Origin of the sequence: Marinobacter confluentis, assembly GCF_004785685.1 — a bacterium.
Taxonomy (GTDB): Bacteria; Pseudomonadota; Gammaproteobacteria; order Pseudomonadales; family Oleiphilaceae; genus Marinobacter; species Marinobacter confluentis.
In genome coordinates, this window is the sequence record NZ_SRPF01000008.1 from 24,781 (window position 1) to 50,482 (window position 25,702).

The following is a 25,702-nucleotide window of genomic DNA, read 5'->3' on the forward strand; positions in this document are numbered from 1 at the left end:
GGATGCCCGTGACTGAATCAAATGCCCAACTGCCTGCCACCATCAATCACAAGCCTGCTACCCGCCAGCGCCTGTGGCCACTCTGGATACTGGCGGCACTTGCCTTTCTGGCCGCCGTCGCCCTGGGTTTATGGAGCTGGCAGCAGTGGCACAACACCCTGGCCATGCAACAGGCCCTGAACAACCTGAAACAGGAAACTGCGCAGCTGGACAGACTCTACAGCGACACCGGCAACCAGCGCAGCCAGCGACTGCAGGCACTGGAAGACAAGCTGGCAGACCAACGGGAACTGATTGCCACCCAGCAAAGGCAGATTGACCACAATGCCCGGGAACTGCTGGAAGCCGGCAACCGCACCCGGACCGACTGGCTGCTGGCCGAAGCTGAATACCTGCTTCGTATTGCCAACCAGCGCCTGCTGATTGAAAAGGACATCCGCGGTGCCCTGGCCGCCCTTGAGTCCGCCGATGAGGTTCTGAACGAATCCGACGACATCGGCGTTTATCCGGTTCGCCAGCAACTGGCCAGGGAGATACTGACCCTGAAGAGTCTGACTGACGTGGACCGCACCGGCCTTTACCTGACCCTGGAAGCGGCCATTGAAAACATTCAGCAACTGACCGACAACGCTCTGGCCAGCGACCGGATGGAAAGCACCCTGGCGCAGTCCCGGGATGATAATGCCGACACGGAAGCCACCGGGCTCAGCAACTGGTGGGAAGAGGCCTGGAATAACACCAGGTCCACGCTTTCCCAGGTCGTGGTGGTTCGCCGCCTGGATGAACCGGTAAAGCCACTGCTGTCACCCGAGCAGAGCGCCTACGCCCGTCTCAACCTGCAACTGATGCTGGAAGAAGCAGAGCTCGCCGTGCTGCAGGGGCACCAGGAGCTGTATTCCCGTTCGCTGACCAAGGCCAGCCAGGCTATCGACACCTGGTATGACAGCACCAACCCGAAGATCATTGCGCTCTCGGAAACACTCAAGGAAATGGCAGAACAGAATATCGATCCCGAGTTGCCTGACATCAGCCGTTCGCTGCAGTTGCTCAAGGCCAGGCTTGCAGGCCGCCTGAACAGTGACGGCGAGGAACCCGACGACAACCGGGGAGATGACGCATGATCCGCCTGTTGCTGATCATTCTTGTTGCCCTGCTGATTGGCACTGGCCTGGCGCTGGGGCTGCAATACGATCTTGGCTACATCCGCATCAGTCTGGGCAGTACCCTGATCGAGACCAACTTCTGGATCGGTCTGGCTATACTGATTCTGTTTATTGCGGTGCTGATGATTACCTTGGGCCTGTTCCGCCGGTTGCAGCAGGGTTCTGGCATGGTGGCCGGCTGGCTCGCAAGGGGCAACGAAAAACGTGCCCGGCGCCGCACAACCCAGGGCCTGCTGGCGTTGGCCGAGGGCAACTGGCCCCGGGCCCGCAAGCTGCTGGAATCCTCTGCTGGCCATGCGGACACGCCCCTGATCAACTATCTGGCGGCGGCCCAGGCGTCCTTTGAAACCGGCGACCATGAAGCCGTGGACGATTTGCTGCGCCGAGCCTACGAGAGCACGCCGGGCTCTGATATGGCCGTGGGGATTACCCAGGCGCAACTGCAACTGGCGGGTAACCGCCAGGAGCAGGCTCTGGCAACGCTGCTGCGGCTCCGCAAGCAGGCGCCCCACCATCCGTTCGTGCTCAAGCTGCTGAAAAATGCCTATGTAAAGCTTGAGGATTGGCGAGAGCTTTCCCGCCTGCTGCCAGAAATCCGCAAGCGCAACCTGATCGATTCCGACGAGCAGGGCAACCTGGAACGGCTGGTCTGGCAGAACCTGCTGCAGCGCGCCGCAGAAGACTGCCGCCGCCAGGCGGATTCCCCGACACCCAGCCTGGAACCCCTGACCCGCCTGTGGGACGAACTGCCGGGATTCCTGCGCCGTGATGAGCACACCATCCGCGAATATGCGCGCCTGCTGGCCGAACTGGGTGACGAGGAGCAGTCCGAAACACTGCTTCGCAAGGTGTTGCGTAACCACTGGAGCGATGAGCTGGTCAATCTCTATGGCCGGGTCAAGGGGCCAAAGCCGGACGAGCAATTGCTATTGGCTGAACAATGGCTGAAAGACCGGCCCAACAACGCTGAATTGCTGCTGGCTCTGGGTCGGTTGAGCCTGCGGAATGAACTCTGGGGCAAGGCCCGGGAATACTTTGAAACCAGCCTCAAGCTGCGCCGCAGCCGCGAGACCATGGCCGAGCTGAGCCGCCTGAATGCCCATATGGGCGAGGGTGAGAACAGTGTGAAGCTGTTGATGCAGGGCCTGGTCAAGGACAGTGGCTTGCCGGATCTGCCGATGCCCAAGGCCTAGTCCCTGGGCGCGTATTCCAGTACATCCGAAAAGAAAGCTTCCTGGGGCAATCCAGCTTCGATCAGCGCGTCCATCAGGGTGTAGACCATGGTGGGCGACCCGCTGGCGTGTACTTCCACGTTCTTCCAGTCGGTTCCCGACATCAGCACCGTGCGCACCAACTGATCGTGGTGGCCGGACCAGTCGTTGTCTTCGTCGTCGCCCACCACCTGCTTGAAGGTGAACGGAGCCCATTCGTCCTGCCACTGCTGGGCCAGGGATTTCAGGTACATATCCTCATGACGACGCACGCCCCAGTACAGGCGAACAGGCTTGTCGTAGGTGGTTTCCTGAAGATAATCCACCAGGCTTTTCATCTGGGCGAAACCGGTACCGGCAGCCACCAACAGCAGCGGCTTTTCCGGCACTGACGCCAGGCAGGCCCGGCCGTGAGGCATTTCCACAGTTACCTCGCCGCCGGAGGTAAGCGCATCAATCACTTTCTGTGCCGATACCCATTCCGGGGTGGCCTGAATGTGCAGCTCGATCAGCTCCTCCGAGGGGCCGCTGGCAATGGAAAAATAACAGGGGTCGGTGTCCGGAAGGTTGACCGAAAGGTATTGCCCGGCATGGAATGACAGCTCCCGGCGACGGGGCAGTTGCAGCTCTACCCGATAGACATCGTGGCTGATGGAGCGAACGTCCACCACTTTCGCCTGGAACTTACGGGGCTGATTCTGTCCGGATGCCATAACGGCCTCTGTCTCCAGTTCAAGGTCACTGAGCGCGATGGTGCGGCACATCATCAGGCGCCCGGTGACGGGAATGTTTTGTTGATTGCGGGTATTCAATGCCCGACCGCTGAGCAGGCGCGCTTCGCAAAGCTCGCAAACCCCGTTGCGGCAGGCGGCCGGAACCGCAATTCCAGCACGGGTTGCAGCGCTCAGCAGCGTTTCCTGCCCTGCTACGATACAGGAAAGCCCTGCCGGGGCGATGGTGATACGTAACGCATCACCCGACATATCACTCGGGGCGCCCGGGCGAAAGATCAAGGCCCAATCGGTGCCACATTTCATCCACCCGGTGCTTTACGTCTTCAGACATGGCAATGGCGGTGCCCCACTCCCGGTCGGTTTCGCCGGGCCACTTGCTGGTGGCGTCCATGCCCATTTTCGAACCCAGGCCAGACACCGGCGAGGCAAAATCCAGGTAATCGATAGGCGTGTTTTCCACCAGCGTGGTATCCCGGCTTGGGTCCATCCGTGTGGTCATGGCCCAGATCACATCTTCCCAGTTACGGGCATCCACATCGTCGTCGGTCACGATCACAAACTTGGTGTACATGAACTGCCGCAGGAAGGACCATACGCCCATCATCACACGCTTGGCATGGCCCGGATACTGCTTCTTCATGGTGACCACTGCCATGCGGTAGGAACAGCCCTCTGGCGGCAGGTAGAAATCGACAATCTCCGGAAACTGCTTCTGCAGGATCGGGATAAAGACTTCGTTCAGCGCCACGCCCAGAATCGCCGGCTCATCCGGTGGACGGCCAGTATAGGTGCTGTGGTAGATGGGGTTGCGACGATGGGTGACCCGTTCCACGGTGAACACCGGGAAATGGTCCACTTCGTTGTAGTAACCCGTGTGATCCCCAAAGGGCCCTTCCGGCGCCATGTCGTCCGGATAGATAAACCCTTCCAGCACGATTTCGGCACTGGCAGGCACCTGCAGATCACTCAACTCGCACTGGACCAGTTCGGTGCGACTGCCGCGAAGCAGGCCCGCAAAAGCATATTCAGACAGGGTGTCCGGCACCGGCGTCACCGCACCCAGAATCGTCGCAGGGTCGGCGCCCAGGGCCACAGCGACGGGATAGGGCTGGCCAGGGTTCTGTCGCTGGAACTCCTGAAAATCCAGCGCGCCACCACGGTGGCTGAGCCAGCGCATGATCAGCCGGTTGCGACCGATCAACTGCTGCCGATAGATACCTAAATTCTGCCGCTCTTTATGAGGCCCACGGGTGATCACCAGTGGCCAGGTCACCAATGGCCCGGCGTCCCCCGGCCAGCAGTGCTGGACGGGAATCTTGTACAGATCCACCTGGTCTTTGTTGTAAACCACTTCCTGGCAAGGGGCTGAACGCAGCACCTTGGGGCTCATTTTCATGACCTTGCGGAAGATCGGGAATTTCTCGATGGCGTCCTTGAAGCCCTTGGGCGGATCCGGCTCTTTCAGAAACGCCAACAGCTTGCCAATGTCCCGCAGCGCAGTCACGTTATCATGCCCCATGCCCATGGCGACCCGCTTGGGGGTGCCAAACAGGTTGGCCAGCACGGGCATGTCGTAACCTTTGGGATTCTCAAACAACAACGCAGGCCCACCTGCCCGCAGAGTGCGGTCGCAGATTTCGGTCATTTCCAGATGGGGATCAACTTCCACTGAAATCCGCTTCAGTTCGCCCAGCTTTTCAAGCTGGTCTATGAAGTCTCTCAGGTCGTTGTATTTCATCTCTGGCTCCGGTTTGTTTAACCTGGTTGCAGGATAACTTCGGTGCAGGAACAGGATGGTGGCTGCCTTTTCCCAGACACGCCGTGAACCCATCCATGGGGGCTCGGCATTGCCATCCATGGCAATGCACGGTCTGGGAAAAGGCAGCCACCACCCCGTTCACCAGCCACGAGTCTGCTGCAAACAGAAAAAGCGCAAAGAACGCTTGAACCGACAATAACGATGCGCCCGGAGAATCGGATCAGCAGAATATATTGCTTAACCTAACAGATTCACCCGGACGAATCCGAAATCAGACAACAGGCTTTGAAATATTAAGATGCGCGAAAGAATTCAGATTGGCGAAGCCGGGGAGAGCATCCCCGGACCGTGCATTGCCAGGGATGGCAATGCCGAGCCCCCATGGATGGGTTTACGGCGTGTCCGGGGATGCTCTCCCCGGCTTTGCCCTACTCCCTGAACCCGATGCGCAATGGAGGCTCACACCCAGTGCTGAGACCTAACGACGCTTCATAGACTGGAAGAATTCGTCGTTGGTCTTGGTTTCCCGGAGCTTGTCCAGCAGAAACTCAATGGACGCCGTGTCGTCTTCCATGGAGTGCAACAGCTTGCGCAGAATCCAGATGCGCTGGATATCCGCCTCGCTCATCAGCAGATCTTCTCGACGCGTGCCGGAGCTGCGGATGTTCAGGGCCGGATAGACACGCTTCTCGGCAATCTTGCGATCCAGGTGGATCTCCATGTTGCCGGTGCCCTTGAATTCTTCGTAGATCACCTCGTCCATCTTGGACCCGGTGTTCACCAGCGCTGTCGCCAGGATAGTCAGGCTTCCGCCCTCTTCCACGTTACGGGCAGCACCAAAGAAACGCTTTGGCTTTTCCAGGGCGTGGGCGTCCACACCACCGGTCAGCACCTTGCCGGATGAGGGGATAACGGTGTTGTAGGCACGGGCCAGACGGGTGATGGAATCCAGCAGGATTACCACGTCTTTCTTGTGCTCGACCAGACGCTTGGCCTTCTCGATGACCATTTCCGCGACCTGAACGTGACGGGCCGGCGGCTCGTCGAAGGTCGAGGCAATGACCTCACCGCGAACGGTCCGCTGCATCTCGGTGACTTCTTCCGGGCGCTCGTCAATCAGCAGCACCATCACATGGCACTCCGGATTGTTGCGGGTAATGGACTGGGCGATGCTCTGCATCAGCAGCGTCTTACCGGCCTTGGGTGGGGAAACGATCAGACCACGCTGGCCCTTGCCGATGGGCGCGACCAGGTCCAACACCCTTGAAGAAAGATCTTCGGTACTGCCGTTACCGGCTTCGAGCATCAGGCGCTCGTCCGGGAACAGAGGTGTCAGGTTCTCAAACAGGATCTTGTTGCGGGCGTTATCCGGTTTGTCGAAGTTGATCTCGTTAACCTTCAGCAGCGCAAAATAGCGCTCGCCGTCTTTTGGCGGCCGGATCTTGCCAGCAACTGTGTCACCGGTGCGAAGGTTGAACCGGCGGATCTGGCTGGGGGAGACGTATATGTCGTCCGGCCCGGCCAGGTATGACGCGTCGGCGGAACGCAGAAAGCCGAAGCCGTCCTGCAGAATTTCCAGTACGCCGTCACCGTAGATGTCTTCACCGCTCTTGGCATGCTTCTTCAGAATGGTGAAGATCACATCCTGCTTGCGCGAACGAGCCAGGTTATCGAGGCCCATCTCTTGCGCAATTTCGAGCAATTCGGGCATGGAATTCTGCTTGAGTTCAGTAAGATTCATAGGTTATTAGATTTTCAGGAATGGAAGTAAGCGATCATTGGAATGACAGGAATGCCCGCGAGCATATTGTTCGGGTACACGTTTGAACTAGGTGCTGGCCAGATGGAGCAACCGGTGGAGATAGAATCCGGAAAGTACTGAAGCCAGAGACAGGAAGAACAACCGTTCGCCGGGCAAGGAGGATCATCAGCCACCTTCAGCATCAATGTCAAGTGAAGTTGCGCACTTTTGGACCAATTTGCGGTTTAATGCTATCCGACTGTGTCCCTCCGAAGGGTTACTCCCCTTCCATTTGCCGACAGCGAACACGATACTACCCCTATAATTGTCCTGACCCTGATGCTGTTTCTGGAGTACAACCATGAGTAGTGACGCCACCGTTGATCTCAAGCCCCTGAACATTGCGCTGCTGACCGTATCGGACAGTCGCGGCGAGGCAGAAGATACCTCCGGACTGTTCCTTGAGAACAGCGTTATTGAAGCCGGGCACAAGCTGGTTGCCCGCCGGATACTGCCCGACGACGTTTACCTGATCCGCGCGCTGGTCGCCGGCTGGACCGCCGACCCCCAGGTTCACGTCGTGCTGATCACCGGTGGCACAGGTTTCCATGAACGCGACAGCACACCGGAAGCGATCATGCCGCTTCTGGACAAGGCTATCGAAGGTTTCGGCGAAGAGTTCCGCCGTCAGTCCGCCCTGGAGATCCGGTCTTCAACGGTTCAGTCCCGGGCGTTTGGCGGACTTGCGAACCACACGGTGATTTTCTGCCTGCCCGGCTCGACCGGCGCCTGCCGTACAGGATGGAACGGCATCCTGCGCGATCAGCTGGACAGCCGCCACCAGCCCTGTAACTTCTCGGCACTGGTGTTGGGTAAGCCCGACAAGCCGTTGGAGCGGCTGCACCAGAGGATAGGCGCCCATGGCTGATAAACCGCTGACCCGCCTGGAAGATGCACTCGAACAGATACTGGGACAGGTTCCGGTACCCGATGCTTCGGAAACCATAGACCTGGCAGACTCCCTCGGCCGGGTGCTGGCCGAGGATTACCGGGTGCCGGCGGATGTTCCGCCTGCCGATAACAGCGCCGTGGATGGCTACGCGCTGCGCCTGGCTGACCTCGCTGACGGCACACCTATCGCGATTTCCAACCGGATACCGGCGGGCGCGGCACCCTCTGCCCTGACCCCGGGCACTGCAGCCCGGATCTTTACCGGCTCGGAAATCCCCGAAGGTGCCGACTCCGTCGTGATGCAGGAAAACACCCAGCTGGAAAACGGCAGCCTCTCAGTGACCAGCGCCGTGACCCTTGGACAGAACATCCGACGCAGGGGCCAGGACCTGGCCCAGGGCGCCCTGGCCCTGCCGGCAGGCACTCGAATCCGCCCCCAGGAAATGGGACTGCTGGCTTCTATCGGTCATGCGCACCTCAGCGTTCGGCCACGACTGAAAGTCGCGTTCTTCAGCACCGGTGATGAGCTGGTCAGTCCGGGCCAGGCTCTGGGGCCGGGCCAGATCTACAACAGCAACCGATTCATGCTGGCCGGCCTGCTTGCCGAAGCCGGCTGCGAACTGGTTACCAGCGACACCCTCAAGGATGTTCGGGAATCCACCCGCGACGCGCTTCAACGCGCAGCCAGTGGCGCTGATCTGATGATCACCACCGGTGGCGTTTCAGTCGGTGAAGAAGACCACGTTCGGGCTGTTATGGAAGAAATGGGTTCGCTGTCGCTCTGGCGACTGGCCATTAAACCAGGCAAGCCGCTGGCATTTGGTAAAATCAGCGGCACTCCCGTGCTGGGGCTCCCCGGCAACCCGGGATCTGTTCTGGCCACTTTCCTGATGGTAGGTATGCCGCTGATCAGACACCTGCAGGGGCGAAACGACCCGAATATCACCGGTGACCGCGTGGCGGTCAATTTTCCGGTTGAAAAAACGTCGATACGCCGGGAATTTCTGCGGGTACGCCGTGCCAAAGTGGAAGAAAGGCCCGTTCTGGAGGCCCACCCCAATCAGGGTTCTGGCCTACTCAGTTCAGCCTGCTGGGCAGACGGCCTTGCGGTTGTGCCCGAGAATACCACCCTTGAACCGGGCGATCTGGTCACCTATTTATCGTTTGAAGAACTGTTGAGGTAACAATGACGGAAGCACTTTCAGACACTTTCACCGTGCGATTTTTTGCTCGTTTGCGTGAGGAGCTAGGCGTCGAGGAAATGACCCTGAAAGCTGAACCAGGTCTGACCACCGGCAGGGTTCTGGAGCAGCTGGCCAGCCGGGGTGGCCCCTGGTCGCAACTCAAGAACGGCCAGCCGGTGATGATTGCGGTCAACCAGGCCATGGCCAAAGAAGCCACGGCCGTGAATGCTGGTGATGAGCTGGCGTTTTTTCCGCCGGTCACAGGGGGCTGATGTGATTTCGATTCAGGCTGATGATTTTGACCCTAACGCTGAATATCAGGCTTTGCGCCAAAGTGGGCCAGACACCGGCGCCATCGCGACTTTCACGGGCTTGGTCCGGATCAGTGGCGACCATTCCGGGGTCACCGGATTGTTCCTGGAGCATTACCCGGGCATGACGGAGGCCGTGATCCAGCAACTGATCGATCAGGCTTCGGAACGCTGGAATATACTCACCGCCCGAGTCATTCACCGGATAGGACCGCTACCGCTGGGCGATCAGATTGTGTTTGTCGGTATCGCAAGCCGTCACAGGGGCGATGCGTTTGCAGCCTGTGAATTCATTATGGATGCCCTGAAAACATCAGCGCCGTTCTGGAAAAAGGAAATCAATCAGGAGGGAGAACACTGGGTGGAGCAGAAAACGTCTGACCTGGAGCGGTCAGAATCCTGGTAGCACCACCCCGGATCTGTCCCGGGCTCGAGGCCGTTCCCGGGGGTAGTGCCAACAGCGCCAGCAATCAGAGGTTGCTGTCGAGGAAGGCCGCCAGTTGTGACTTGGACAGCGCGCCTACTTTGGTCGCATCCACGTTGCCGTTCTTGAACAGCATAAGGGTTGGAATGCCACGGATGTTGAATTTGGGTGGCGTCTGTTCGTTTTCATCAATGTTCAGTTTGCAGACTTTCAGCTTGCCCGCGTATTCGTCCGCCATTTCTTCCAGAACCGGTGCGATCATCTTGCAGGGGCCGCACCACTCTGCCCAATAATCCACAAGTACAGGCACGTCGGACTGAAGCACGTCCTGTTCAAAGGATGCGTCGGTTACGTTTACAATATTTCCGCTCATTTTATCTTCCCGGTTGTTGCGCTGGCCGGCTCGAAACGCCCGGATTCCAGCGGTGTTGACTCAATTTCAGGACCGGCGCCGATGCTCGGGCGCCGTCATTAAATCGGCGTTAGAATCCGCTACTTTACGCGATTGCTCCGCTAAATGTGAAGCTTATCGGCGCTGGTTCTACCCTCGGATTTCCCTGACATCCGGCGGTTCCGGTGATTGCGTTACAGATCATATGCCTTATAGTTACCGCTTAATAAAGCGGCGCAGAATCACCGCAAAGGCCCTGCCTGAAGGCAGGATGGCACTCCGGCCCGCTACTTCTCTTTACTCTGTAAATTGGGCCTGGCAGAAGGATTTCAAGACACGTGACGGCCTTCTCTTCCGCCACCGGCAGATCTCGTACCCAGCCGCTCCGCTCCAAACCGGCGCCCGCGCCTGAGCTGCTGGCCGCTATCGACATGGGCTCCAACAGTTTCCATATGGTTGTTGCCCGCCTGGTTCATGGCGAAATCCGCACGCTTGAAAAAATGGGCGAAAAAGTACAGCTCGGGGCCGGTCTGGATAGCAATAACCGCCTGACCGAAGAAGCCATGCAGCGCGGCCTGGCCTGCCTTGGTCGGTTTGCCCAGCGGCTGTCCGGCATGCCCCCGGAAGCTGTTCAGGTAGTGGGTACCAATGCGCTGCGGGTGGCCCGCAATGCCCGGCATTTCATGGCCAGGGCGGAAAAAGTGCTGGGCTATCCGGTAGAAATTATCGCCGGGCGTGAAGAAGCACGCCTGATCTATCTCGGGGTTTCCCACACGCTTTCCGATGATACTGGCCGCCGTCTGGTCGTCGATATTGGCGGCGGTAGTACCGAATTCATTATTGGCGAACGGTTTGAACCCCAGGATATGGAAAGCCTGCATATGGGGTGCGTATCTTTCCGCAACCAGTACTTTCCGGACGGCAAGATCACCCGAAAGCAGATGGATCGCGCCATCACCCATGCCGAGCAGGAACTGCTGAACATCCGCCAGCATTACGTGAAACGTGGCTGGCAGAGCGCCGTTGGCTCATCCGGCACCATCAAGGCAATAGCGGGCGTTCTGGCCAGCCTGAAACTGACGGACGGCACCATCACCATGGACGCCATGACCGAGCTGCGCAAACGCCTGGTAGCCATGGGAAAGACCGAGAAACTGGGGGATCTGGGCGTTCGCCAGGACCGCCAGAGCATATTCCCGGCGGGCTTTGCCATCCTTATGGGCGCTTTCAATTCACTGAGAATCTCGGACATGACGTTTGCCGACGGTGCCCTGCGCGAAGGCCTGCTTTACGACATAGCCGGCCGCATCCAGCATGAAGACGTCCGCGAGCGGACTATCCAGGCGCTGCAGGAACGCTACCACGTGGACCAGCATCACGGCGGCGCCGTCGAGGCAACCGCCATTGCGGCCTGGCAACAGGTGGCCGAAGCCTGGAATATCGATACCCCTGTTGACGAGGAGGTACTGCGCTGGGGCTGCCGCCTTCACGAGATCGGCCTGACTATCTCCCACAGCCAGTATCACAAGCACGGCGCCTATCTGCTTCGGTATTCTGACCTGCCCGGTTTCAGCCAGCAGTTCCAGCGGGAACTGGCCACCCTGGTGCGCGGTCACCGGCGCAAATTCTCCTCGTCGATTTTCGAGGAACTGGAACCGGATGACCTGCCAAGGCTGCGTTATCTCTGTATTCTGGTGCGGCTGGCGGTGTTGTTGCAGCACCCCAGAAATCACGAACAGCCCCCGGACATTACCCTCACGCCCGCCAGCAACGGCCTGACACTGACCTTCCCCGCCGGATGGCTGGATGACCGGCCGCTGACCATGGCCGATCTTCAGAACGAGCAGGATTATCTGGCCAAGCAGAATTTCGAACTGACCGTAAATGCCTGAATTCCAATCCCTGGCGCTTAATCCTCCGCCGCCAGCTCGGACTCCAGGTTTTCGACCTCTTCACTGACCTCCAGCCACCGGGCCTCAACCTCTGCCAACCTGCTCTTGGCACTGCCCTGATCCGCCAGCATGGTTTTCAGGCGGTCGCGGCCCTGCTCGGAATAGAGCTCCGGGTCTGACAGCTCCTGCTCCAGGCCCAGAAGTCGTGCCTGCAACTGGTCCATTTCTTTCTCCAGCGCAGTTTGCTGCTTCCGATAAGGGCTCAGTTTCTGGCGCAGGGCGGCCTCTGCGCGCTTTCGCGCCTTGCGGTCGTCTGCGCTCTCACCAATGGAAATTTCTGACTGACGGTTCCCAGCTTTTGATCCAACCGCCTCTTCACGCCGGGGCGCTTCAGTGTCGTCCTTGCGGCGATCTGCCAGCCAGCGTTCGTAATCCTCAAGGTCGCCCTTGTATTCGGTCACCCGGCCTTCGCTGACCAGCCAGAAGTCGTCCACCGTGTTTCGCAACAGATGGCGATCGTGAGACACCACCACGATGGCGCCCTCAAAGTTCTGCAGGGCCATGGTCAGCGCCTGGCGCATTTCCAGATCCAGATGGTTGGTGGGCTCATCCAGCAGCAGCAGGTTGGGTTTCTGCCAGGCGATTACCGCGAGAGCGACACGGGCTTTCTCGCCGCCGGAAAACGAACGAATGACGCTCAGTGCCTCATCACCGCGAAAGTCAAAACCTCCCAGGAAATTCCGGATGCTCTGTTCCGACGCTTTCGGCGACAACCGCTGCAAATGCAGGAAAGGGCTGGCGTCCAGGTCAAGGGATTCCAACTGATGCTGGGCAAAGTAACCAACCGCAAGGTGCTCACCACAGGTGCGCTGGCCTTCCAGCAGATGATCGGATTGCCTCAGGGCATCCATAAGCGTCGACTTGCCCGCGCCATTGGGTCCCAACAGGCCAATCCGACTGCCGGGAAGCAGGGTCAGGTCAATGTCCCTGAGGATGACCGCATCGCCATAACCGGCAGCACCACGCCTTATCGACAGCAGCGGGCTGGATACCTTATCCGCCACCGGAAATTCAAAGTTGAACGGGGAGTCCACATGGGCGGGCGCGATTTTCTCCATACGCTCAAGCGCCTTGACCCTGCTCTGGGCCTGCTTGGCCTTGGTGGCCTTGGCCTTGAACCGGTCAATAAACCGCTGGATTTCGGCAATCCTGGCCTGCTGACGCTCGAACCCGGCCTGCTGTTGAGCCAGCCGCTCGCTGCGCTGGCCCTCAAAGGCTGAGTAATTACCCGTATAGAGATCCAGCCTGCGCTGGTCAAAATGCACCAGATGGGTGGCTACCCGGTCCATGAAATCCCGGTCGTGGGAGATGAACAGCAGGGTGCCCTCGTAGCGGCGCAGCCAGTTCTCCAGCCAAAGGCAGGCGTCCAGATCGAGGTGGTTGGTAGGCTCGTCGAGCAGCAGCAGATCGGACGGCCGCATCAGCGCCTGCGCCAGGTTCAGTCGAATTCGCCAGCCACCAGAGAAGGCCGACACCGGGCGGTCTGCGTCTGCATCGGTAAAGCCCAGGCCTCGAATCAGAGATTCCGCACGGCGCGGGGCAGACCAGGCTTCGTGGACGTCCAGCTCACCATGCAGGCGGGCAATCGCGTTATCGTCACCCCGGGATTCGGCTGCCGCCAGTTCCGTCTCAAGCCTGCGCAGATCCAGATCGCCATCCAGGACAAAATCCCGGGCACTGCGACCGGACGCCATGACTTCCTGGGCCATGTGGGCGATGCGGGTTCCACCGGGCAGGGCGGCACTGCCCTGCTCCGGGGCAAGCTGCCCCAGCAGTAACTGGAACAGGCTGGACTTGCCGGCGCCGTTGGCGCCAACAATGGCCACACGCTGACCGGGCTGGATGGTGAGGTTGACGGATTCTAGCAACCAGACGCCACCCCGTTGTAAACTGAGATCGGTTATCGTTAGCATGTCGTAATGGTATCAGGGAATCGGTTTAATGAAATCGGACAGCGAGTCCAGCGAGCTTAAGATTCCGCCCGACCTCTGCCTGGACAGCCCGCTCTGGCACTTTGCCGGCCGCTATTGGTCGCGTTCCGGAGCTCAGACTGCGGCCCTGGCTCTACAGACCAGAGGCTGGAGCGTTACCGATATTCTCTGTGGCCTGTGGCTGGCATTACAGGGCTGTCACTTTTCCGGCACAGACAGCGTTGCCGTCACAGCCTGGCGCTCGAGGGTCACCGAGCCCCTGAGACAGGCACGCAAGGCAATCAGCAAGAACAATCCGGTAACAGACCGGGCAAGGAATTGTATCGCACAAGGCGAACTGGAAGCAGAAAAGGTGGAGCTGGCACTGGCGTACAGGGCTCTTAACCGGGACAATCGTTCGTCTGATTCGTTATCAGAACACGCAGTAAAGACACTGGCGCTGGAGAATCTTCAGGCGGCCGCACCGGAGAAGGCCATGGACAACGAGACCGGCAGCTTGCTGGACACTCTGACCACGGAACTACAGATTTTCGCCGAAGAGGAGCAGCGCACATGGTAATGAAGTGGCTGATCCGGCTAGCTTTTCCCGCGCTCGGCGTTCTGGTCATGCTGATTTTTTTCGGTCTCGGCGACCCTACCGAAACCACGCCTGCAGCGCAGGATAGCGCAGACGCAGAAGAGATCCCCGCCTTCGAAGGCCTGGTACCCTCACCCATCCCGACCGAGGGTCCGGAAATCGTGTTCAAGTGGCAGGACAGCGATGGCGGCTGGCACTACGCCGACTCGCCCCCGGAAACGGGTCACTGGAATGCTCTGGCCATCGAGCGCGCAGACCAGCCCAATGGCCCAAGCGGTAACAGCGACCCGGTATCGGACTGGCAATCGCCCTACTCCGCACCGTTTTCCATGAACTCAGGCCCGGTGAACAACGGCAGCTGAGACACCCGGCCTACCCGTCCCGATCCTTAACACATGTTCAGTGGCATCCTCGCCGGTAACCGGTTACGGTTCGGGGTTTCGAAACATTCAATTGCAAACACAACAAAGGAACCGGTAATGAAGAAAACCCTGATCGCATTAACCGTCGCGGGCGCACTGGCAGGCTGCTCCTCATCCCAGGAGACCCCGCCGGAGCCGAAACTGGACACCAACGACCAGAAAGTCAGCTATGGCATGGGCCTGGTAATGGGTGAACGCATGGGTAACGACCTGCCTGATCTGCAGATGGATCAGTTCCTGCAGGGCATCCAGCACGGCCATGCCGGTGACGAAGAACAGACCCGCATGTCACGGGAAGAAATCCAGCAAGCCCTGATGGCCTATCAGGCCGAAATGCAGGAACAGGCCGGTGCCAAGCAGCAGGAACTGGCCCAGAAGAACCTCGAGGCAGGGGAAACATTCCTGGCTGAAAACGCCGAGCGTGATGGCGTTGAGACCACGGATTCAGGTCTTCAGTACGAGATTATCGAAGAAGGCGAAGGTGAAACTCCCAGCGCCGAAGACCAGGTCAGAGTGCACTACACCGGCGAGCTGATCTCAGGGGAAGTGTTTGACAGCTCCCGCGAGCGCGGCGAGCCAGTGACTTTCGGCCTGAACCAGGTTATCCCGGGCTGGACTGAAGGGCTGCAACTGATGAAGGAAGGCAGCCGCGCCAAACTGTATATTCCGGCGGAACTGGCCTACGGGCCCGGCGGCAACCAGCGCATCGGACCCAATGAAACCCTGGTGTTTGATGTGGAGCTGCTGGAAATCAATCCAGAGTAGGCTGCAGAATCACATCCCGGCAGTGGCTGCCATTGCCGGGATGATCATGTTCTGATCAGGCTGAGGACATGACCTTTTCAGCGTGGGCATTGTGAAGATGCTCGATCAGGAAATCTTCCATTTCGAACCGGGTTTCAAGAGTCTCGCCAAGCTCAGACAACTGCTGGAATAACGCCCGGGCCTGATCTTCGGTCACCGACTGGCCGTTCAGCTGGTCATTGAAATTCAGGGCTGTCTCGGTGGTCTTCTCGATCCGCGGATAAACCTTCGCTGCCAGTTCAATCCCGCCGTCATCAAACTCCCGCGCCTCCTGAATAAGCTGCTCGTAGATCTCGAAGTGGCCAGCGGATACGTAATCCACCAGCACTTCACAAAGACGCACAAATTTCTGATAGAGCACGTCGGTCTGGGAAAAGTCCGTGGTGCCGGAAAGGTCACAGTAGTGGACCAGCAGTTCCTGCCGTTCCTTGAGCCATCGATCAATCAGCTCACTGACGCCACCCCAACGCTCCCTGGCATTCTGGCAATTTTCCAACATAAGGTCTTCTCCGATCACCGGTCTGCTTCTGTTTTTTTATCGGCCGTTAAACCCTCAAGTTACCCCAAGGCCGTGACCTGCCGCAACCGTTTCAGCTGCTTATCCAGTCCTTTGATCTGGGAGTGCGCAACATCAGTATCAGGCCGATGACAATCACCAGCGTGAAAAACACGGCGGTCCACCCCGGAATGCTCAGGCCCAGAAAGCGCCAGGTCACTTCAGCGCAGTCTCCGGTGCCGCGCAGAGCCGTTGTCAGCACTTCCATCCAGGGCAGTACATCCAGCATATAGTCCACCGATGGGCCGCAGGCAGGCACCTGGTCGGCGGGAAGGCTCTGCAACCATAGCTGGCGCCCGGCCACAGCCAGGCCAGCGCCGGCACCGACCACCATCAGGAAACCGTAGATGCGCGTACCCACGGCACCAGGCCCGTGAAGCGCCGCCAGCAGGCTGACGATACCTGCCGCCATGAAACCAAAACGCTGGAGCCAGCACAGTGGGCAGGGTTCGAGCCCCATGACGTGCTCCATGTAGAATGCCACTCCCAGAAGACCGGCACATAACAGGAACACCAGAAAGAAAACCAGTCTGGAACTCAAGAGACCCCCTTAGGTTGGGATTCAGGCTGCAAGCGGGCGAGGAGCCTGCTATTCTCCGGACAATGCCGTTTACAACGGCTTAGGTACTTAACCGTAAACCCGGATGAACTTCAAGCCTATGATTCCTGATCTGAAACGTTTTTTGCTGGTTATCGCCATGACTCTGCCTATGGCCCAGACGGGCTTTGCCCAGGACGAAGACGCCGAGGATGAGACAGCACAAGCGCAGGAAGAAGAAGAAGCCGAACCGGCCGTCACGGATTACATTGCCATGAATCCGCCCTTTGTCACCCATGTCGGCGAACCCGGCCAGTCACTGGTTTACCTCAAGGCAGCCGTGACCCTCCGCGCCTCAAGCGCAACCACCCGTCCGGTGCTGGAAGTTCATATGCCGAGGCTTCGGCATGAGCTGGTCATGCTGTTCGGTGAGCAGACTGACGTCGACCATCTTGCAGGTAATGCCGGTCAGAACGCGCTGAGGCAGGAAGCCATGAAACGAATCAATGCGGTGCTTGAAGAACAGCAGACCGGCGAAACCGTGGCCGATGTGCTGTTTACAGAGTTTGTGGTGCAACGCTAGGCCGCGCTGAATAGAAACCAGAGGCGATTCAGGCAATCCGCGACAGAAACTCGTCGAGGCCAGGCCCGACTTTCTGAACCAGCGGCTCAGCGTCAGCCCAACCTGCCTCCCAGGCCGCGATAACGACTTCACCCCGGTAGGGACAGCTCTCGCGGGCCATGCCCATATTCGCGGCCATGTATCCCTGCCGATAGGCTTTATTCAGGGACTCAACGTCCCATCCAAGCTTGATATCTCTGGCCATGCTTTTCTCCCTGAATCGCTTTGGATTGAAGCTAACAGCGCCAGTCAGGGGAGACAAATGCTTTATGTCGAATCTGTGCAGCAAGTCCAGATCAGGGTAGAACCTTTGTCGGCATCAGCGATTATCGCCCCGGTTCATGAGTTGAGGTAATGTTCCAGAAACTCGGCAAAAGGCTGATTTTCGCCCGCTTCCATGCTTGCCTGCTCCGCCAGTGAGTCCGCACTCATTTTTTCGAAGTCCGCAAAAATTCCGTCATTAAGACTCTCATCGCGAAGGGTCTGCTGATGCTGACGAGCCATTTCCAGCCCCCATTCCCGGTGCCCCGCACCCCGGGCGGTCATATCAGCCAGTACTCTGGCCGAGGGAATCAGTGAGGTATCGGCCAGTTTCTCGCGTTGAGCCTTCAGGGCCTGGCGATAGGTCTCCCCACCCGTCAGGCCGTCCAGCTGTTCCGCGAGTGGCTCCAGGTCGTCCAGCAGAACCCTGGCAGCAGAGCCAACGCTGACTCTCTCGCCGGAGCGGCAGAGCGTCAGTTCCGGATCCCGGCCGCGGGCGATCACGTCCTGATAGTTGTCGTCCAGCCGGTCGCATTCGGAATCATCGATCCTGGGGCTGTCGGTCAGCAGGCAGTCGAGCAGGAACAGATCCAGAAAGTCCACCTGGGCCTGGCTCACGCCGGTGGGCGAAAACGGGTCCAGATCCAGGCAGCGCACCTCAATGTATTCCACGCCCCGGGATTCCAGCGCCTCGATAGGTTTTTCTTCCCGTTCGGTGGTGCGTTTTGGGCGTACGGCACTGTAATACTCGTTCTCTATCTGAAGCACGCTGGTGTTGATCTGGATGAACTGGTCACCCCGGCGGGTTCCAATGGCTTCGTATTCAGGCCAGGTTGTGTGGATGGCCCGGTCCAGCGTCTGGGTGTAGGTCTCAAGTTCGTTGAAGCAGATATTCACAGAGGACTGGGCGTTGTTGTGATAACCCAGATCACCCATCCGCAGTGACGTCGCGTTGGGGCCGTACCAGGTATCGGCACTGAACCGGCTGAGCTCATGATCAATACCTTTAACGAAGCTGGCATCCAGCGCGGGTGATGCCCCGAATAGCAGCATCAGCAGCCAGCTGCGGCGGCGGAAATTGCGGATCAGCCAGAAATATTGATCTGATTTGAAATCCTTCAGGCTCTGCTGGCTTTCCAGACGCTGATGCCAGAGTGCCCAGAACTCATCCGGTAGGGAAAGGTTGTAATGGGCGCCCGCAATGCTCTGCATCATGCGGCCGTATCGAACCGCCAGGCCCTGGCGGTAAACATGCTTGAGCTGGCCGATATTCGATGTGCCATATTCGGCGATGGGAATACTGGCGTCGCCGTCCAGCTCACAGGGCATGCTGGCGGGCCAGAACAGTTCGTCACCCAGGTTCATCTGAACAAACCGGTGAATATCCCGCAGTGACGCCAGCATGTCGGTGGTGTTGTCAAAAACCGGGGTAATCAGCTCCAGCAGGGATTCCGAGTAATCGGTGGTGATCCGCGGGTGAGTCAGCGCCGAGCCCAGTGCCCTGGGGTGGGGTGTCTGTGCGATGAAGCCGTTGCGGTCGACCCTCAGGCCCTCTTTTTCAACGCCTTTTCGGAAACCGGTCCACTCACTGGACGAGAACTGACGAAACAGATGATGGCGGGATGCCCCCATGAATCACTCCTGCAAGGATAGAGCCGGTGCACCCGGCACAATCAGTATAGTATTTATAAGCAGCTTTTAGCGGCCATCTTTTCGGGCCGACGCCAGCGCCTGTGCCAGAGCACCCGCCATTGCGCCCTGCTGGTCAGCTTTTGGACTAGCTTTCTGGTTGCGCCCCGATGACTGGCCTGCTGTCTCGCGCCGCTGATTATTCGCTGGCGGGCGTTTTTCGGACTTCTCACCGGGCTGGTCATCCATGCGCATGGTCAGGGCAATCCGCTTACGGGGAATGTCCACATCCATGACTTTGACCTTCACAATATCACCGGCCTTTACCACTTCCCGGGGATCTTTTACGAAAGTATTAGACAGTGCCGAGATATGAACCAGTCCGTCCTGGTGCACACCAATATCCACAAAAGCCCCGAAGTTCGTGACGTTGGTCACCGACCCTTCCAGTACCATCCCGGGCTTGAGATCGTTGAGGGTTTCAACGCCTTCTTCGAAGCTGGCAAACCGGAATTCCGGCCGCGGGTCCCGCCCCGGCTTTTCGAGCTCCATCAGAATGTCCTTGATGGTGGGCAGGCCGAACTGTTCGGTCACGTAGTCCTGTGGATTCAGGGAGCGCAGAAAGGCGGCATCGCCGATGATGCCCTCGATCTTGCGGTTGTTCTTCGTGGCAATGGCCTCCACCACGCCATAGGCTTCCGGGTGCACGGAGGAGCGGTCCAGCGGGTTATCGCTGCTGGCAATACGCAGGAAGCCGGCCGCCTGTTCGAAAGTGCGCTCACCCAGCCGGGCCACTTTCAGCAGCTGCTTGCGGTTGCGGAACATGCCGTTCTGGCTGCGGAACTCCACGATGTTGGTGGCAATGGTCTGACTCAGGCCGGCAACCCGGGAAAGCAATGGTATCGAGGCGGTATTCAGGTCAACGCCAACGCCATTTACACAGTCTTCCACCACCGCATCCAGACTGCGGGAAAGCTGCACCTGGGATACATCGTGCTGGTACTGTCCCACGCCAATGGATTTGGGTTCGATCTTCACCATCTCCGCCAGCGGATCCTGCAGGCGACGTGCGATGGAAACGGCCCCGCGAATGGTCACATCCAGATCGGGCAATTCCCTGGAAGCGAATTCGGAGGCGGAATAAATAGACGCGCCAGACTCACTGACCACGATGCGGGCCAGCTTCAGGTCCGGGTAGCGCTTGCACAGATCGGCCACCAGCTTTTCGGTTTCGCGGGAGGCGGTACCATTACCAATCGCGATCAGTTCAATCTTGTATTCGCGGCACCATCTGGCCAGTTGTTCGATGGACTGGTCCCACTGGTTACGGGGGGCATGGGGAAAGATGCCGCCGTGGCCGACCACCTGGCCGGTGCCGTCGATGATCGCGACTTTTACGCCGGTGCGCAGACCCGGATCCAGGCCGATCGTGGGCCTTGGACCGGCCGGGGCCAGCAGCAGGAGATCTTTCAGGTTGGCGGCAAATACGTTGATGGCTTCGGACTCGGCGGCTTCGCGCACCTGGGCCATCAGATCGGTTTCAATCTGGGTGGACAGTTTTACTCGCCAGGTCCAGCGCACCACTTCGGACAGCCAGCGGTCGGCGGCACGGCCCTGGTCGCGGATGTTCCAGCGGGCCGCAATTCTGCTCTCGGCAGGGTGCGGTTGCCGACGGTCATCCTCGGAATCCCCGACAACCAGAGTGTAGGTCAGAATGCCTTCGTTACGGCCCCGCAGAATGGCCAGCGCCCGGTGGGACGGCACTTTTTTGAGGGGTTCAACGTGGTCAAAATAATCCCGGAACTTGGCGCCTTCGGTTTCCTTACCTTCAATCACCGTGACCTTGAGCTGGCCCTGCTGCCAGATAAAGCTTCGCAGGTCCCCAAGCAGTTCCGCATCCTCGGCGAAGCGCTCCATCAGAATCGCGCGGGCACCTTCCAGAGCTGACTTGGTATCGGTGATGCCAGCCTCTGCATTCAGATAGGCCTGGGCGGTCTGTTCCGGGTCCTGCGTGGGGTCACCGTAGAGCGTGTCTGCCAGAGGCTCCAGGCCGGCTTCACGGGCAATCTGGGCCTTGGTGCGGCGCTTGGGCTTGTAGGGAAGGTAAAGGTCTTCCAGGCGGTTCTTGGTGTCGGCTGCATTGATGCTCTTGCGCAGCTCGTCGGTCAGCTTGCCCTGCTCTTCAATACTGTTAAGGATGGTTGAACGGCGGTCTTCCAGATCACGCAGATAGCGCAGGCGGTCTTCCAGATTTCGCAGCTGGTTATCGTCCAGCGAGCCGGTCACCTCTTTGCGATAGCGTGCGATAAAGGGAACCGTTGCGCCCTCGTCCAGCATCCCTACCGTGGCGTTAACCTGTTCTTCGCGAACCCCCAGTTCCTCGGCAATGCGCCTGGCAATGCTCTTCATTCCGTCTTTCATGCCGCTTGTCATTCAACCCGTCCGTTGCATCTGATCAAAGCGCAAAGGTACAGCGGCTTATAGCTACAGGCAAGCGGCCTTGCCCTGGTTGTTCAGGAATTCAACAAGGCGCTCCCAGGGCATGGGTCGGGCGTAATAATAGCCCTGAATTTCATCGCAGTGCTGCTGGCGCAGGAATTCCAGCTGGCCTTCGGTTTCTACCCCTTCCGCCACCACGCTAATCTGTAGGCTGTGGGCCAGGCTGATGATAGCGCGGATAATATGCTCGGCATCGGCAGAATGGCCCAGTTCCTGAACGAAGGATTTATCAATTTTCACCAGCGAAATAGGCAGGTGCTGAAGATTGCTGAGCGACGAGAACCCGGTACCGAAATCATCCAGAGCAAAGCTGATCCCTAGCTGGTTCAACTCTCGCAGGCAACGCTGGGCGTACTCAGGATCGTGCATCATTGCGCTTTCGGTCAGTTCAAGCTCCAGCAGGCTGGTGTCGATATTGGCATTGAAGATGATGCGGAAAATGGTCTCGGTCATCTTGCGGTCGTGGAACTGCCGGAACGACAGGTTGACCGCAAATACCAGCCCCGGGTACCCCAGCCCATCTGCTTCCTTCAGCCGTTTGCAGGCCTGCTCGATCACCCAGTAACCAATGGGTACGATCAGACCGCTGCGCTCCGCCACCGGAATGAATTCATCTGGCCCCACCAGCCCCCGCTGAGGATGGTTCCAGCGCAGCAGGCACTCAACGCCCCGCACCTCCTCCGTGGCCAGATCGATACGCGGCTGGTAATAGACCTCCAGCTCGTTGCCCCGAAGCGCATTGCGCAGATCAGCTTCCAGGCGCAACTGGTGGCCAGCGGTGATGTGCAGTTCACGGTCGTAATAGCGGTAACTGGTGCCCGGGTCCCGTTTGGCTTCAAACATGGCGCGGTTGGCCCGGCGCAGCAGATTTTCCGGGCTGTCACCGGCTTCCGGGTAGGTGGCCACCCCCAGGCTGGCGCTGACCACGACCGACTGGCTGTCGATGTTCACCGGTTCACCCAGGGCCGCCACAACCTTGCGGATGACATGGGCCAGATCGGGGCCGTCGTCCACTTTTTCGATAATGATCGCGAACTCATCGCCGCCGATCCGCATCAATGAATCCGCCCTGCGCAGCTCCGACCGCATGCGCTCCGCCAGCTTCAGCATCAGCTGATCACTCTGGCGGTAACCAAAGGATTCGTTAAAACTGCGAAAATCATCCAGATTGATGTGCAGCAGCGCCAGCCGTTGGGAAGCGCTCTTGGCCCGGATAAGGGCATTCTGGAGCCGGTCAAAAAACAGATCGCGGTTGATGAAGCCGCTGGCAACATCCCGGCCAAGATGGCCGTGCGCCGACTCGGACAGCTGCTGGCGATACCAGAGGCAGCGCACGGCCCGGCAAAGCGACCAGGCGTCCAGGGTCTGTCGGCATAGATAGTCCGATGCGCCCATGCGACACAGCTCGGCTGCCCGTTCTCCGCAGGGTTCGGCACTTAGGGCAAGAATCGGCTTCTCGCCGCCGGATGCGGTGAGATACTGAAGGAATGCGGATTCCGACCCGCCGTGAAAAACACAGTCCCAGACAATCACATCAAAGCTGGTATTGCGGATAAGGTCATCACAATCAACAAGGTCGGGGCACCAGGTCAGGTCGGCTTTCATTTCGGCATCGCCAGACAAAAGCGCGCCCAGCCAAAGCAAGTCAGCATATTCGGGGGTCAGCACAAGTAGTTTAACCTGGCTGGTATTTGCCTCTGAGGGGGCCAGAGTCATCAAGAAGCATCCTGATCTTCAGGTTCTGTCATGTCCGTTCTGACAAGCATAGCCTATAGATCAGGAAGATACAGTGGTTTGATCATGTATCAAATAGAGAAAGGTAGAGTGCGCTGCACTGGTGTAGAATGGAGCGCCTGATACGGCTCTGAAATATCCCAGCTGGCGCGCCCCTATTGTGAACAAGCTCAACCCCCGACAAAGTGAAGCGGTACGCTACGCAGACGGCCCCATGCTGGTGCTGGCAGGGGCGGGCAGTGGCAAAACCAGCGTGATCACCCGCAAGATCGCCTACCTCATCGAGCACCTGGGCATTCCCGGTCGGCACATTGCGGCGGTTACCTTTACCAATAAAGCCGCGCGGGAAATGAAAGAGCGTGTCAGCCGTCTCGTCGACCGCAAACTTACCCGCGGGCTGATTGTGTCCACCTTTCACAATCTGGGCCTGAACATCATCCGCGAAGAACACACCCATCTGGGCTACTACCCTGGTTTCTCGATTTTCGATGCGGATGACGCCAAAGCGCTGCTACAGGACCTGATGATGCGGGAAGCCAGTGCCGACGCCGGCGATGAGCTTTCCGATGTACAGATGACGATTTCGTCATGGAAGAACGCCATGCGCAGCCCGGCGGATGCCTGGAGCCGGGCTGCAGACGAACGGGAACAGCGCATCGCCATTATTTACCGCCATTATGCCGACTACCTGAAAGCCTACAACGCGGTGGATTTCGACGACCTGATCCTGCTGCCGGTGCAACTGTTTCGCAACAACCCGGACGTGCTGGCCAAATGGCGCCGGAAAATCCGCTATATGCTGGTGGACGAGTACCAGGACACCAACCTGTGCCAGTACGAGCTGGTAAAACTGTTAGTGGCCGAACGTGCCGCCTTTACCGTGGTAGGTGACGATGACCAATCCATCTACGCCTGGCGTGGGGCCCGGCCAGAAAACCTGGCGCAGCTGAAAGAAGACTTCCCCAGCCTGAAAATCGTTAAACTGGAACAGAACTACCGTTCCACAGTGCGAATTCTGCGCTGCGCCAACACGGTCATTGCCAACAACCCCCACGTCTTCGAAAAAGCCCTGTGGAGTGACCACACCACCGGCGACGAGCTGAGAATTGTGCGCTGCCGCAATGAGGACGCCGAGGCCGAGCGTATTGCCACCGAAATCATCGACGCAAAACTCAAGCGCGGCCTGAAGTTCCTGGACTTCGCGGTGCTCTACCGGGGCAACCACCAGTCTCGCCTGCTGGAAATGAAACTTCAGGCCTACCAGGTGCCCTATCGCATCTCTGGCGGTCAGTCGTTTTTCTCGAAGAATGAAATCAAAGACGCGATGGGTTACCTGCGACTGCTGGTCAATCCGGACGACGATGCCGCCTTTCTTCGGGTGGTAAACGTGCCGCGGCGGGAAATCGGCCCGCGTACGCTGGAGCAGCTCAGTCACTATTCCCGCTCACGCAACATCAGCCTGTTCAAGGCCCTGGGTGACATGGGCGCCGAAACCCACGTCACCGAGAAGGGCCTGGACCGACTGCGGCGGTTCGCCCACTGGGTCGATAGCACCTGTACGCGACTGCACAGCGAAAACCCGATACCGGTCATCAAGCAGCTGTTCACCGATATTGAATACGAGGAATGGCTGCACCTGCACTCCGGCTCGCCCAAGCAGGCGGAAAAACGGATGGAGAACATCTGGTATCTGGTGGAATCGATTCAGCGCATGCTGGACGACGGCAAAGGTACCGCCGATGAAATCGGCATTGAAGACGCCATCAGCAAACTGATCCTTCGGGACATGATGGAACAGCGGGAGGAAGAGGACGACAGCGACAAGGTCCAGCTGATGACCCTTCATGCCTCCAAAGGCCTGGAGTTCCCCCACGTGTTCATTATGGGCCTGGAGGAGGAGATTCTTCCGCACCGCTCCAGTATAGAGGAAGGCAACATAGAGGAAGAGCGCCGGTTGATGTACGTAGGCATCACCCGTGCCCGGGAAACCCTGACCCTGACCTACGCCGCCCAGCGCAAACAGTACGGTGAAAAACTGGAGACCATCCCCAGCCGCTTTCTGGACGAACTCCCGGAGGACGACCTGCGCTGGGAAGGCACCGGTGACCTCGATCTTGAAGCCAACCAGAAAAAAGGCAAAGCCACGCTGAGCGCCCTGCTTGGCGACCTCGGCAACTGAATTCCACATTTTTCAAAATTGCTGCAACTTTTCTGACTCCTGACCCGTCGCTGTCGCCTGGGCCTCGTCTGTGAAAAACTGCTGGGTAACGCCGACGAAAACAACGGCGATTCCCGGGACCGGGAGACC

23 protein-coding genes are annotated in these 25,702 nt (G+C 58.7%); 12 read left to right on the forward strand and 11 right to left on the reverse strand.

Annotated features, from left to right (window positions below; genetic code table 11):
• Nucleotides 1-2: 2 nt before the first annotated feature.
• Together E5Q11_RS16835 and E5Q11_RS16840 are read left to right on the forward strand one after the other, a co-directional pair.
• Nucleotides 3-1,121, forward strand: coding sequence for a uroporphyrinogen-III C-methyltransferase (locus E5Q11_RS16835; RefSeq protein ID WP_135804616.1), 1,119 nt, complete (start codon nt 3-5; stop codon nt 1,119-1,121).
• Nucleotides 1,118-2,356: a heme biosynthesis HemY N-terminal domain-containing protein gene (locus tag E5Q11_RS16840; RefSeq protein WP_135804617.1), complete on the forward strand. Its 1,239-nt coding sequence runs from the start codon at nt 1,118-1,120 to the stop codon at nt 2,354-2,356. The genes E5Q11_RS16835 and E5Q11_RS16840 overlap by 4 nt, the downstream gene beginning before the upstream one ends.
• Here E5Q11_RS16840 and E5Q11_RS16845 read toward each other — a convergent pair.
• The 3 genes from E5Q11_RS16845 to rho form a co-directional block, all read right to left on the reverse strand.
• A complete protein-coding gene (locus tag E5Q11_RS16845) occupies nt 2,353-3,357 on the reverse strand; it encodes a 2Fe-2S iron-sulfur cluster-binding protein (protein WP_135804618.1) in 1,005 nt (334 codons plus the stop codon). The genes E5Q11_RS16840 and E5Q11_RS16845 overlap by 4 nt on opposite strands.
• Nucleotide 3,358: 1 nt before the next feature.
• Nucleotides 3,359-4,846 (reverse strand): 4-hydroxy-3-polyprenylbenzoate decarboxylase, encoded by a 1,488-nt coding sequence (gene ubiD, locus E5Q11_RS16850; protein WP_135804619.1) that lies wholly within the window; start codon nt 4,844-4,846, stop codon nt 3,359-3,361.
• A gap of 499 nt (nt 4,847-5,345) precedes the next feature.
• Nucleotides 5,346-6,608 (reverse strand): transcription termination factor Rho, encoded by a 1,263-nt coding sequence (gene rho / locus E5Q11_RS16855; protein WP_135804620.1) that lies wholly within the window; start codon nt 6,606-6,608, stop codon nt 5,346-5,348.
• 361 nt (nt 6,609-6,969) lie between these two features.
• Between rho and moaB the strand changes: the two genes are divergently transcribed.
• Genes moaB through E5Q11_RS16875 form a run of 4 tightly spaced genes read left to right on the forward strand, consistent with a single transcriptional unit; the run spans nt 6,970 to nt 9,460 of the window.
• Nucleotides 6,970-7,536, forward strand: coding sequence for a molybdenum cofactor biosynthesis protein B (moaB, locus tag E5Q11_RS16860; RefSeq protein ID WP_135804621.1), 567 nt, complete (start codon nt 6,970-6,972; stop codon nt 7,534-7,536).
• The gene (locus E5Q11_RS16865; RefSeq protein WP_135804622.1) at nt 7,529-8,743 is read left to right on the forward strand and encodes a molybdopterin molybdotransferase MoeA; all 1,215 of its coding nucleotides are present in this window, start codon (nt 7,529-7,531) and stop codon (nt 8,741-8,743) included. Before moaB ends, E5Q11_RS16865 begins: the two co-directional genes overlap by 8 nt.
• 2 nt (nt 8,744-8,745) lie before the next feature.
• Nucleotides 8,746-9,015 (forward strand): molybdopterin converting factor subunit 1, encoded by a 270-nt coding sequence (moaD, locus tag E5Q11_RS16870; protein ID WP_135804623.1) that lies wholly within the window; start codon nt 8,746-8,748, stop codon nt 9,013-9,015.
• A gap of 1 nt (nt 9,016) precedes the next feature.
• The gene (locus E5Q11_RS16875; RefSeq protein ID WP_135804624.1) at nt 9,017-9,460 is read left to right on the forward strand and encodes a molybdenum cofactor biosynthesis protein MoaE; all 444 of its coding nucleotides are present in this window, start codon (nt 9,017-9,019) and stop codon (nt 9,458-9,460) included.
• A 64-nt stretch (nt 9,461-9,524) separates the two neighbouring features.
• Here E5Q11_RS16875 and trxA read toward each other — a convergent pair whose 3' ends face one another.
• Nucleotides 9,525-9,851 (reverse strand): thioredoxin TrxA, encoded by a 327-nt coding sequence (trxA, locus tag E5Q11_RS16880; protein WP_135804625.1) that lies wholly within the window; start codon nt 9,849-9,851, stop codon nt 9,525-9,527.
• Between the two features lie 431 nt (nt 9,852-10,282).
• Between trxA and ppx the strand changes: the two genes are divergently transcribed.
• Entirely contained in the window at nt 10,283-11,761 is a 1,479-nt protein-coding gene (ppx, locus tag E5Q11_RS16885; protein ID WP_263641516.1) for an exopolyphosphatase, read from the forward strand.
• A 17-nt stretch (nt 11,762-11,778) separates the two neighbouring features.
• Here ppx and E5Q11_RS16890 read toward each other — a convergent pair whose 3' ends face one another.
• On the reverse strand, nt 11,779-13,734 hold the full coding sequence (locus E5Q11_RS16890) for an ATP-binding cassette domain-containing protein (protein WP_135804626.1): 1,956 nt from the start codon (nt 13,732-13,734) through the stop codon (nt 11,779-11,781).
• Between the two features lie 28 nt (nt 13,735-13,762).
• Here E5Q11_RS16890 and E5Q11_RS16895 point away from each other — a divergent pair, with 28 nt between their 5' ends.
• The 3 genes from E5Q11_RS16895 to E5Q11_RS16905 all read left to right on the forward strand — a co-directional run bounded on the left by E5Q11_RS16895 (nt 13,763) and on the right by E5Q11_RS16905 (nt 15,516).
• Nucleotides 13,763-14,311 carry a DUF2390 domain-containing protein gene (locus tag E5Q11_RS16895; protein WP_135804627.1) on the forward strand — a complete coding sequence of 183 codons (549 nt, stop codon included), beginning with the start codon at nt 13,763-13,765 and terminating at the stop codon, nt 14,309-14,311.
• The gene (locus E5Q11_RS16900) at nt 14,305-14,691 is read left to right on the forward strand and encodes a DUF4124 domain-containing protein (protein ID WP_135804628.1); all 387 of its coding nucleotides are present in this window, start codon (nt 14,305-14,307) and stop codon (nt 14,689-14,691) included. The genes E5Q11_RS16895 and E5Q11_RS16900 overlap by 7 nt, the downstream gene beginning before the upstream one ends.
• Nucleotides 14,692-14,808: 117 nt before the next feature.
• Nucleotides 14,809-15,516: an FKBP-type peptidyl-prolyl cis-trans isomerase gene (locus E5Q11_RS16905; RefSeq protein ID WP_135804629.1), complete on the forward strand. Its 708-nt coding sequence runs from the start codon at nt 14,809-14,811 to the stop codon at nt 15,514-15,516.
• A 55-nt stretch (nt 15,517-15,571) separates the two neighbouring features.
• Here E5Q11_RS16905 and rsd read toward each other — a convergent pair whose 3' ends face one another.
• Together rsd and E5Q11_RS16915 are read right to left on the reverse strand one after the other, a co-directional pair.
• Nucleotides 15,572-16,054: a sigma D regulator gene (gene rsd / locus E5Q11_RS16910; protein WP_135804630.1), complete on the reverse strand. Its 483-nt coding sequence runs from the start codon at nt 16,052-16,054 to the stop codon at nt 15,572-15,574.
• A gap of 91 nt (nt 16,055-16,145) precedes the next feature.
• Entirely contained in the window at nt 16,146-16,652 is a 507-nt protein-coding gene (locus E5Q11_RS16915; protein ID WP_135804631.1) for a disulfide bond formation protein B, read from the reverse strand.
• A gap of 118 nt (nt 16,653-16,770) precedes the next feature.
• Between E5Q11_RS16915 and E5Q11_RS16920 the strand changes: the two genes are divergently transcribed.
• Nucleotides 16,771-17,232 (forward strand): flagellar basal body-associated FliL family protein, encoded by a 462-nt coding sequence (locus E5Q11_RS16920; protein WP_225315074.1) that lies wholly within the window; start codon nt 16,771-16,773, stop codon nt 17,230-17,232.
• Between the two features lie 28 nt (nt 17,233-17,260).
• On the opposite strand, the gene rmf is transcribed toward E5Q11_RS16920, so the two are convergent.
• From rmf to E5Q11_RS16940, 4 genes are all read right to left on the reverse strand, one after another.
• The gene (rmf, locus tag E5Q11_RS16925) at nt 17,261-17,476 is read right to left on the reverse strand and encodes a ribosome modulation factor (protein WP_135804632.1); all 216 of its coding nucleotides are present in this window, start codon (nt 17,474-17,476) and stop codon (nt 17,261-17,263) included.
• A gap of 134 nt (nt 17,477-17,610) precedes the next feature.
• Nucleotides 17,611-19,164, reverse strand: coding sequence for a glutamate--cysteine ligase (gshA, locus tag E5Q11_RS16930; RefSeq protein ID WP_135804633.1), 1,554 nt, complete (start codon nt 19,162-19,164; stop codon nt 17,611-17,613).
• A 66-nt stretch (nt 19,165-19,230) separates the two neighbouring features.
• The gene (locus tag E5Q11_RS16935) at nt 19,231-21,570 is read right to left on the reverse strand and encodes a Tex family protein (protein ID WP_135804647.1); all 2,340 of its coding nucleotides are present in this window, start codon (nt 21,568-21,570) and stop codon (nt 19,231-19,233) included.
• A gap of 75 nt (nt 21,571-21,645) precedes the next feature.
• Entirely contained in the window at nt 21,646-23,376 is a 1,731-nt protein-coding gene (locus E5Q11_RS16940) for an EAL domain-containing protein (RefSeq protein WP_135804634.1), read from the reverse strand.
• A 178-nt stretch (nt 23,377-23,554) separates the two neighbouring features.
• Here E5Q11_RS16940 and rep point away from each other — a divergent pair, with 178 nt between their 5' ends.
• A complete protein-coding gene (gene rep, locus E5Q11_RS16945; protein ID WP_135804635.1) occupies nt 23,555-25,573 on the forward strand; it encodes a DNA helicase Rep in 2,019 nt (672 codons plus the stop codon).
• Nucleotides 25,574-25,702: the final 129 nt, after the last annotated feature.

What these genes read in the sequence shown, in the direction of transcription:
- E5Q11_RS16835 (WP_135804616.1), top strand. Translation starts at nt 3, where the DNA reads ATGCCCGTGACTGAATCAAATGCCCAACTGCCTGCCACCATCAATCAC.
- E5Q11_RS16840 (WP_135804617.1), top strand. Translation starts at nt 1,118, where the DNA reads ATGATCCGCCTGTTGCTGATCATTCTTGTTGCCCTGCTGATTGGCACT.
- E5Q11_RS16845 (WP_135804618.1), bottom strand. Translation starts at nt 3,357, where the DNA reads ATGTCGGGTGATGCGTTACGTATCACCATCGCCCCGGCAGGGCTTTCC.
- ubiD (WP_135804619.1), bottom strand. Translation starts at nt 4,846, where the DNA reads ATGAAATACAACGACCTGAGAGACTTCATAGACCAGCTTGAAAAGCTG.
- rho (WP_135804620.1), bottom strand. Translation starts at nt 6,608, where the DNA reads ATGAATCTTACTGAACTCAAGCAGAATTCCATGCCCGAATTGCTCGAA.
- moaB (WP_135804621.1), top strand. Translation starts at nt 6,970, where the DNA reads ATGAGTAGTGACGCCACCGTTGATCTCAAGCCCCTGAACATTGCGCTG.
- E5Q11_RS16865 (WP_135804622.1), top strand. Translation starts at nt 7,529, where the DNA reads ATGGCTGATAAACCGCTGACCCGCCTGGAAGATGCACTCGAACAGATA.
- moaD (WP_135804623.1), top strand. Translation starts at nt 8,746, where the DNA reads ATGACGGAAGCACTTTCAGACACTTTCACCGTGCGATTTTTTGCTCGT.
- trxA (WP_135804625.1), bottom strand. Translation starts at nt 9,851, where the DNA reads ATGAGCGGAAATATTGTAAACGTAACCGACGCATCCTTTGAACAGGAC.
- E5Q11_RS16890 (WP_135804626.1), bottom strand. Translation starts at nt 13,734, where the DNA reads ATGCTAACGATAACCGATCTCAGTTTACAACGGGGTGGCGTCTGGTTG.
- E5Q11_RS16895 (WP_135804627.1), top strand. Translation starts at nt 13,763, where the DNA reads ATGAAATCGGACAGCGAGTCCAGCGAGCTTAAGATTCCGCCCGACCTC.
- E5Q11_RS16900 (WP_135804628.1), top strand. Translation starts at nt 14,305, where the DNA reads ATGGTAATGAAGTGGCTGATCCGGCTAGCTTTTCCCGCGCTCGGCGTT.
- E5Q11_RS16905 (WP_135804629.1), top strand. Translation starts at nt 14,809, where the DNA reads ATGAAGAAAACCCTGATCGCATTAACCGTCGCGGGCGCACTGGCAGGC.
- rsd (WP_135804630.1), bottom strand. Translation starts at nt 16,054, where the DNA reads ATGTTGGAAAATTGCCAGAATGCCAGGGAGCGTTGGGGTGGCGTCAGT.
- E5Q11_RS16920 (WP_225315074.1), top strand. Translation starts at nt 16,771, where the DNA reads ATGATTCCTGATCTGAAACGTTTTTTGCTGGTTATCGCCATGACTCTG.
- rmf (WP_135804632.1), bottom strand. Translation starts at nt 17,476, where the DNA reads ATGGCCAGAGATATCAAGCTTGGATGGGACGTTGAGTCCCTGAATAAA.
- gshA (WP_135804633.1), bottom strand. Translation starts at nt 19,164, where the DNA reads ATGGGGGCATCCCGCCATCATCTGTTTCGTCAGTTCTCGTCCAGTGAG.
- E5Q11_RS16935 (WP_135804647.1), bottom strand. Translation starts at nt 21,570, where the DNA reads ATGAAGAGCATTGCCAGGCGCATTGCCGAGGAACTGGGGGTTCGCGAA.
- E5Q11_RS16940 (WP_135804634.1), bottom strand. Translation starts at nt 23,376, where the DNA reads ATGACTCTGGCCCCCTCAGAGGCAAATACCAGCCAGGTTAAACTACTT.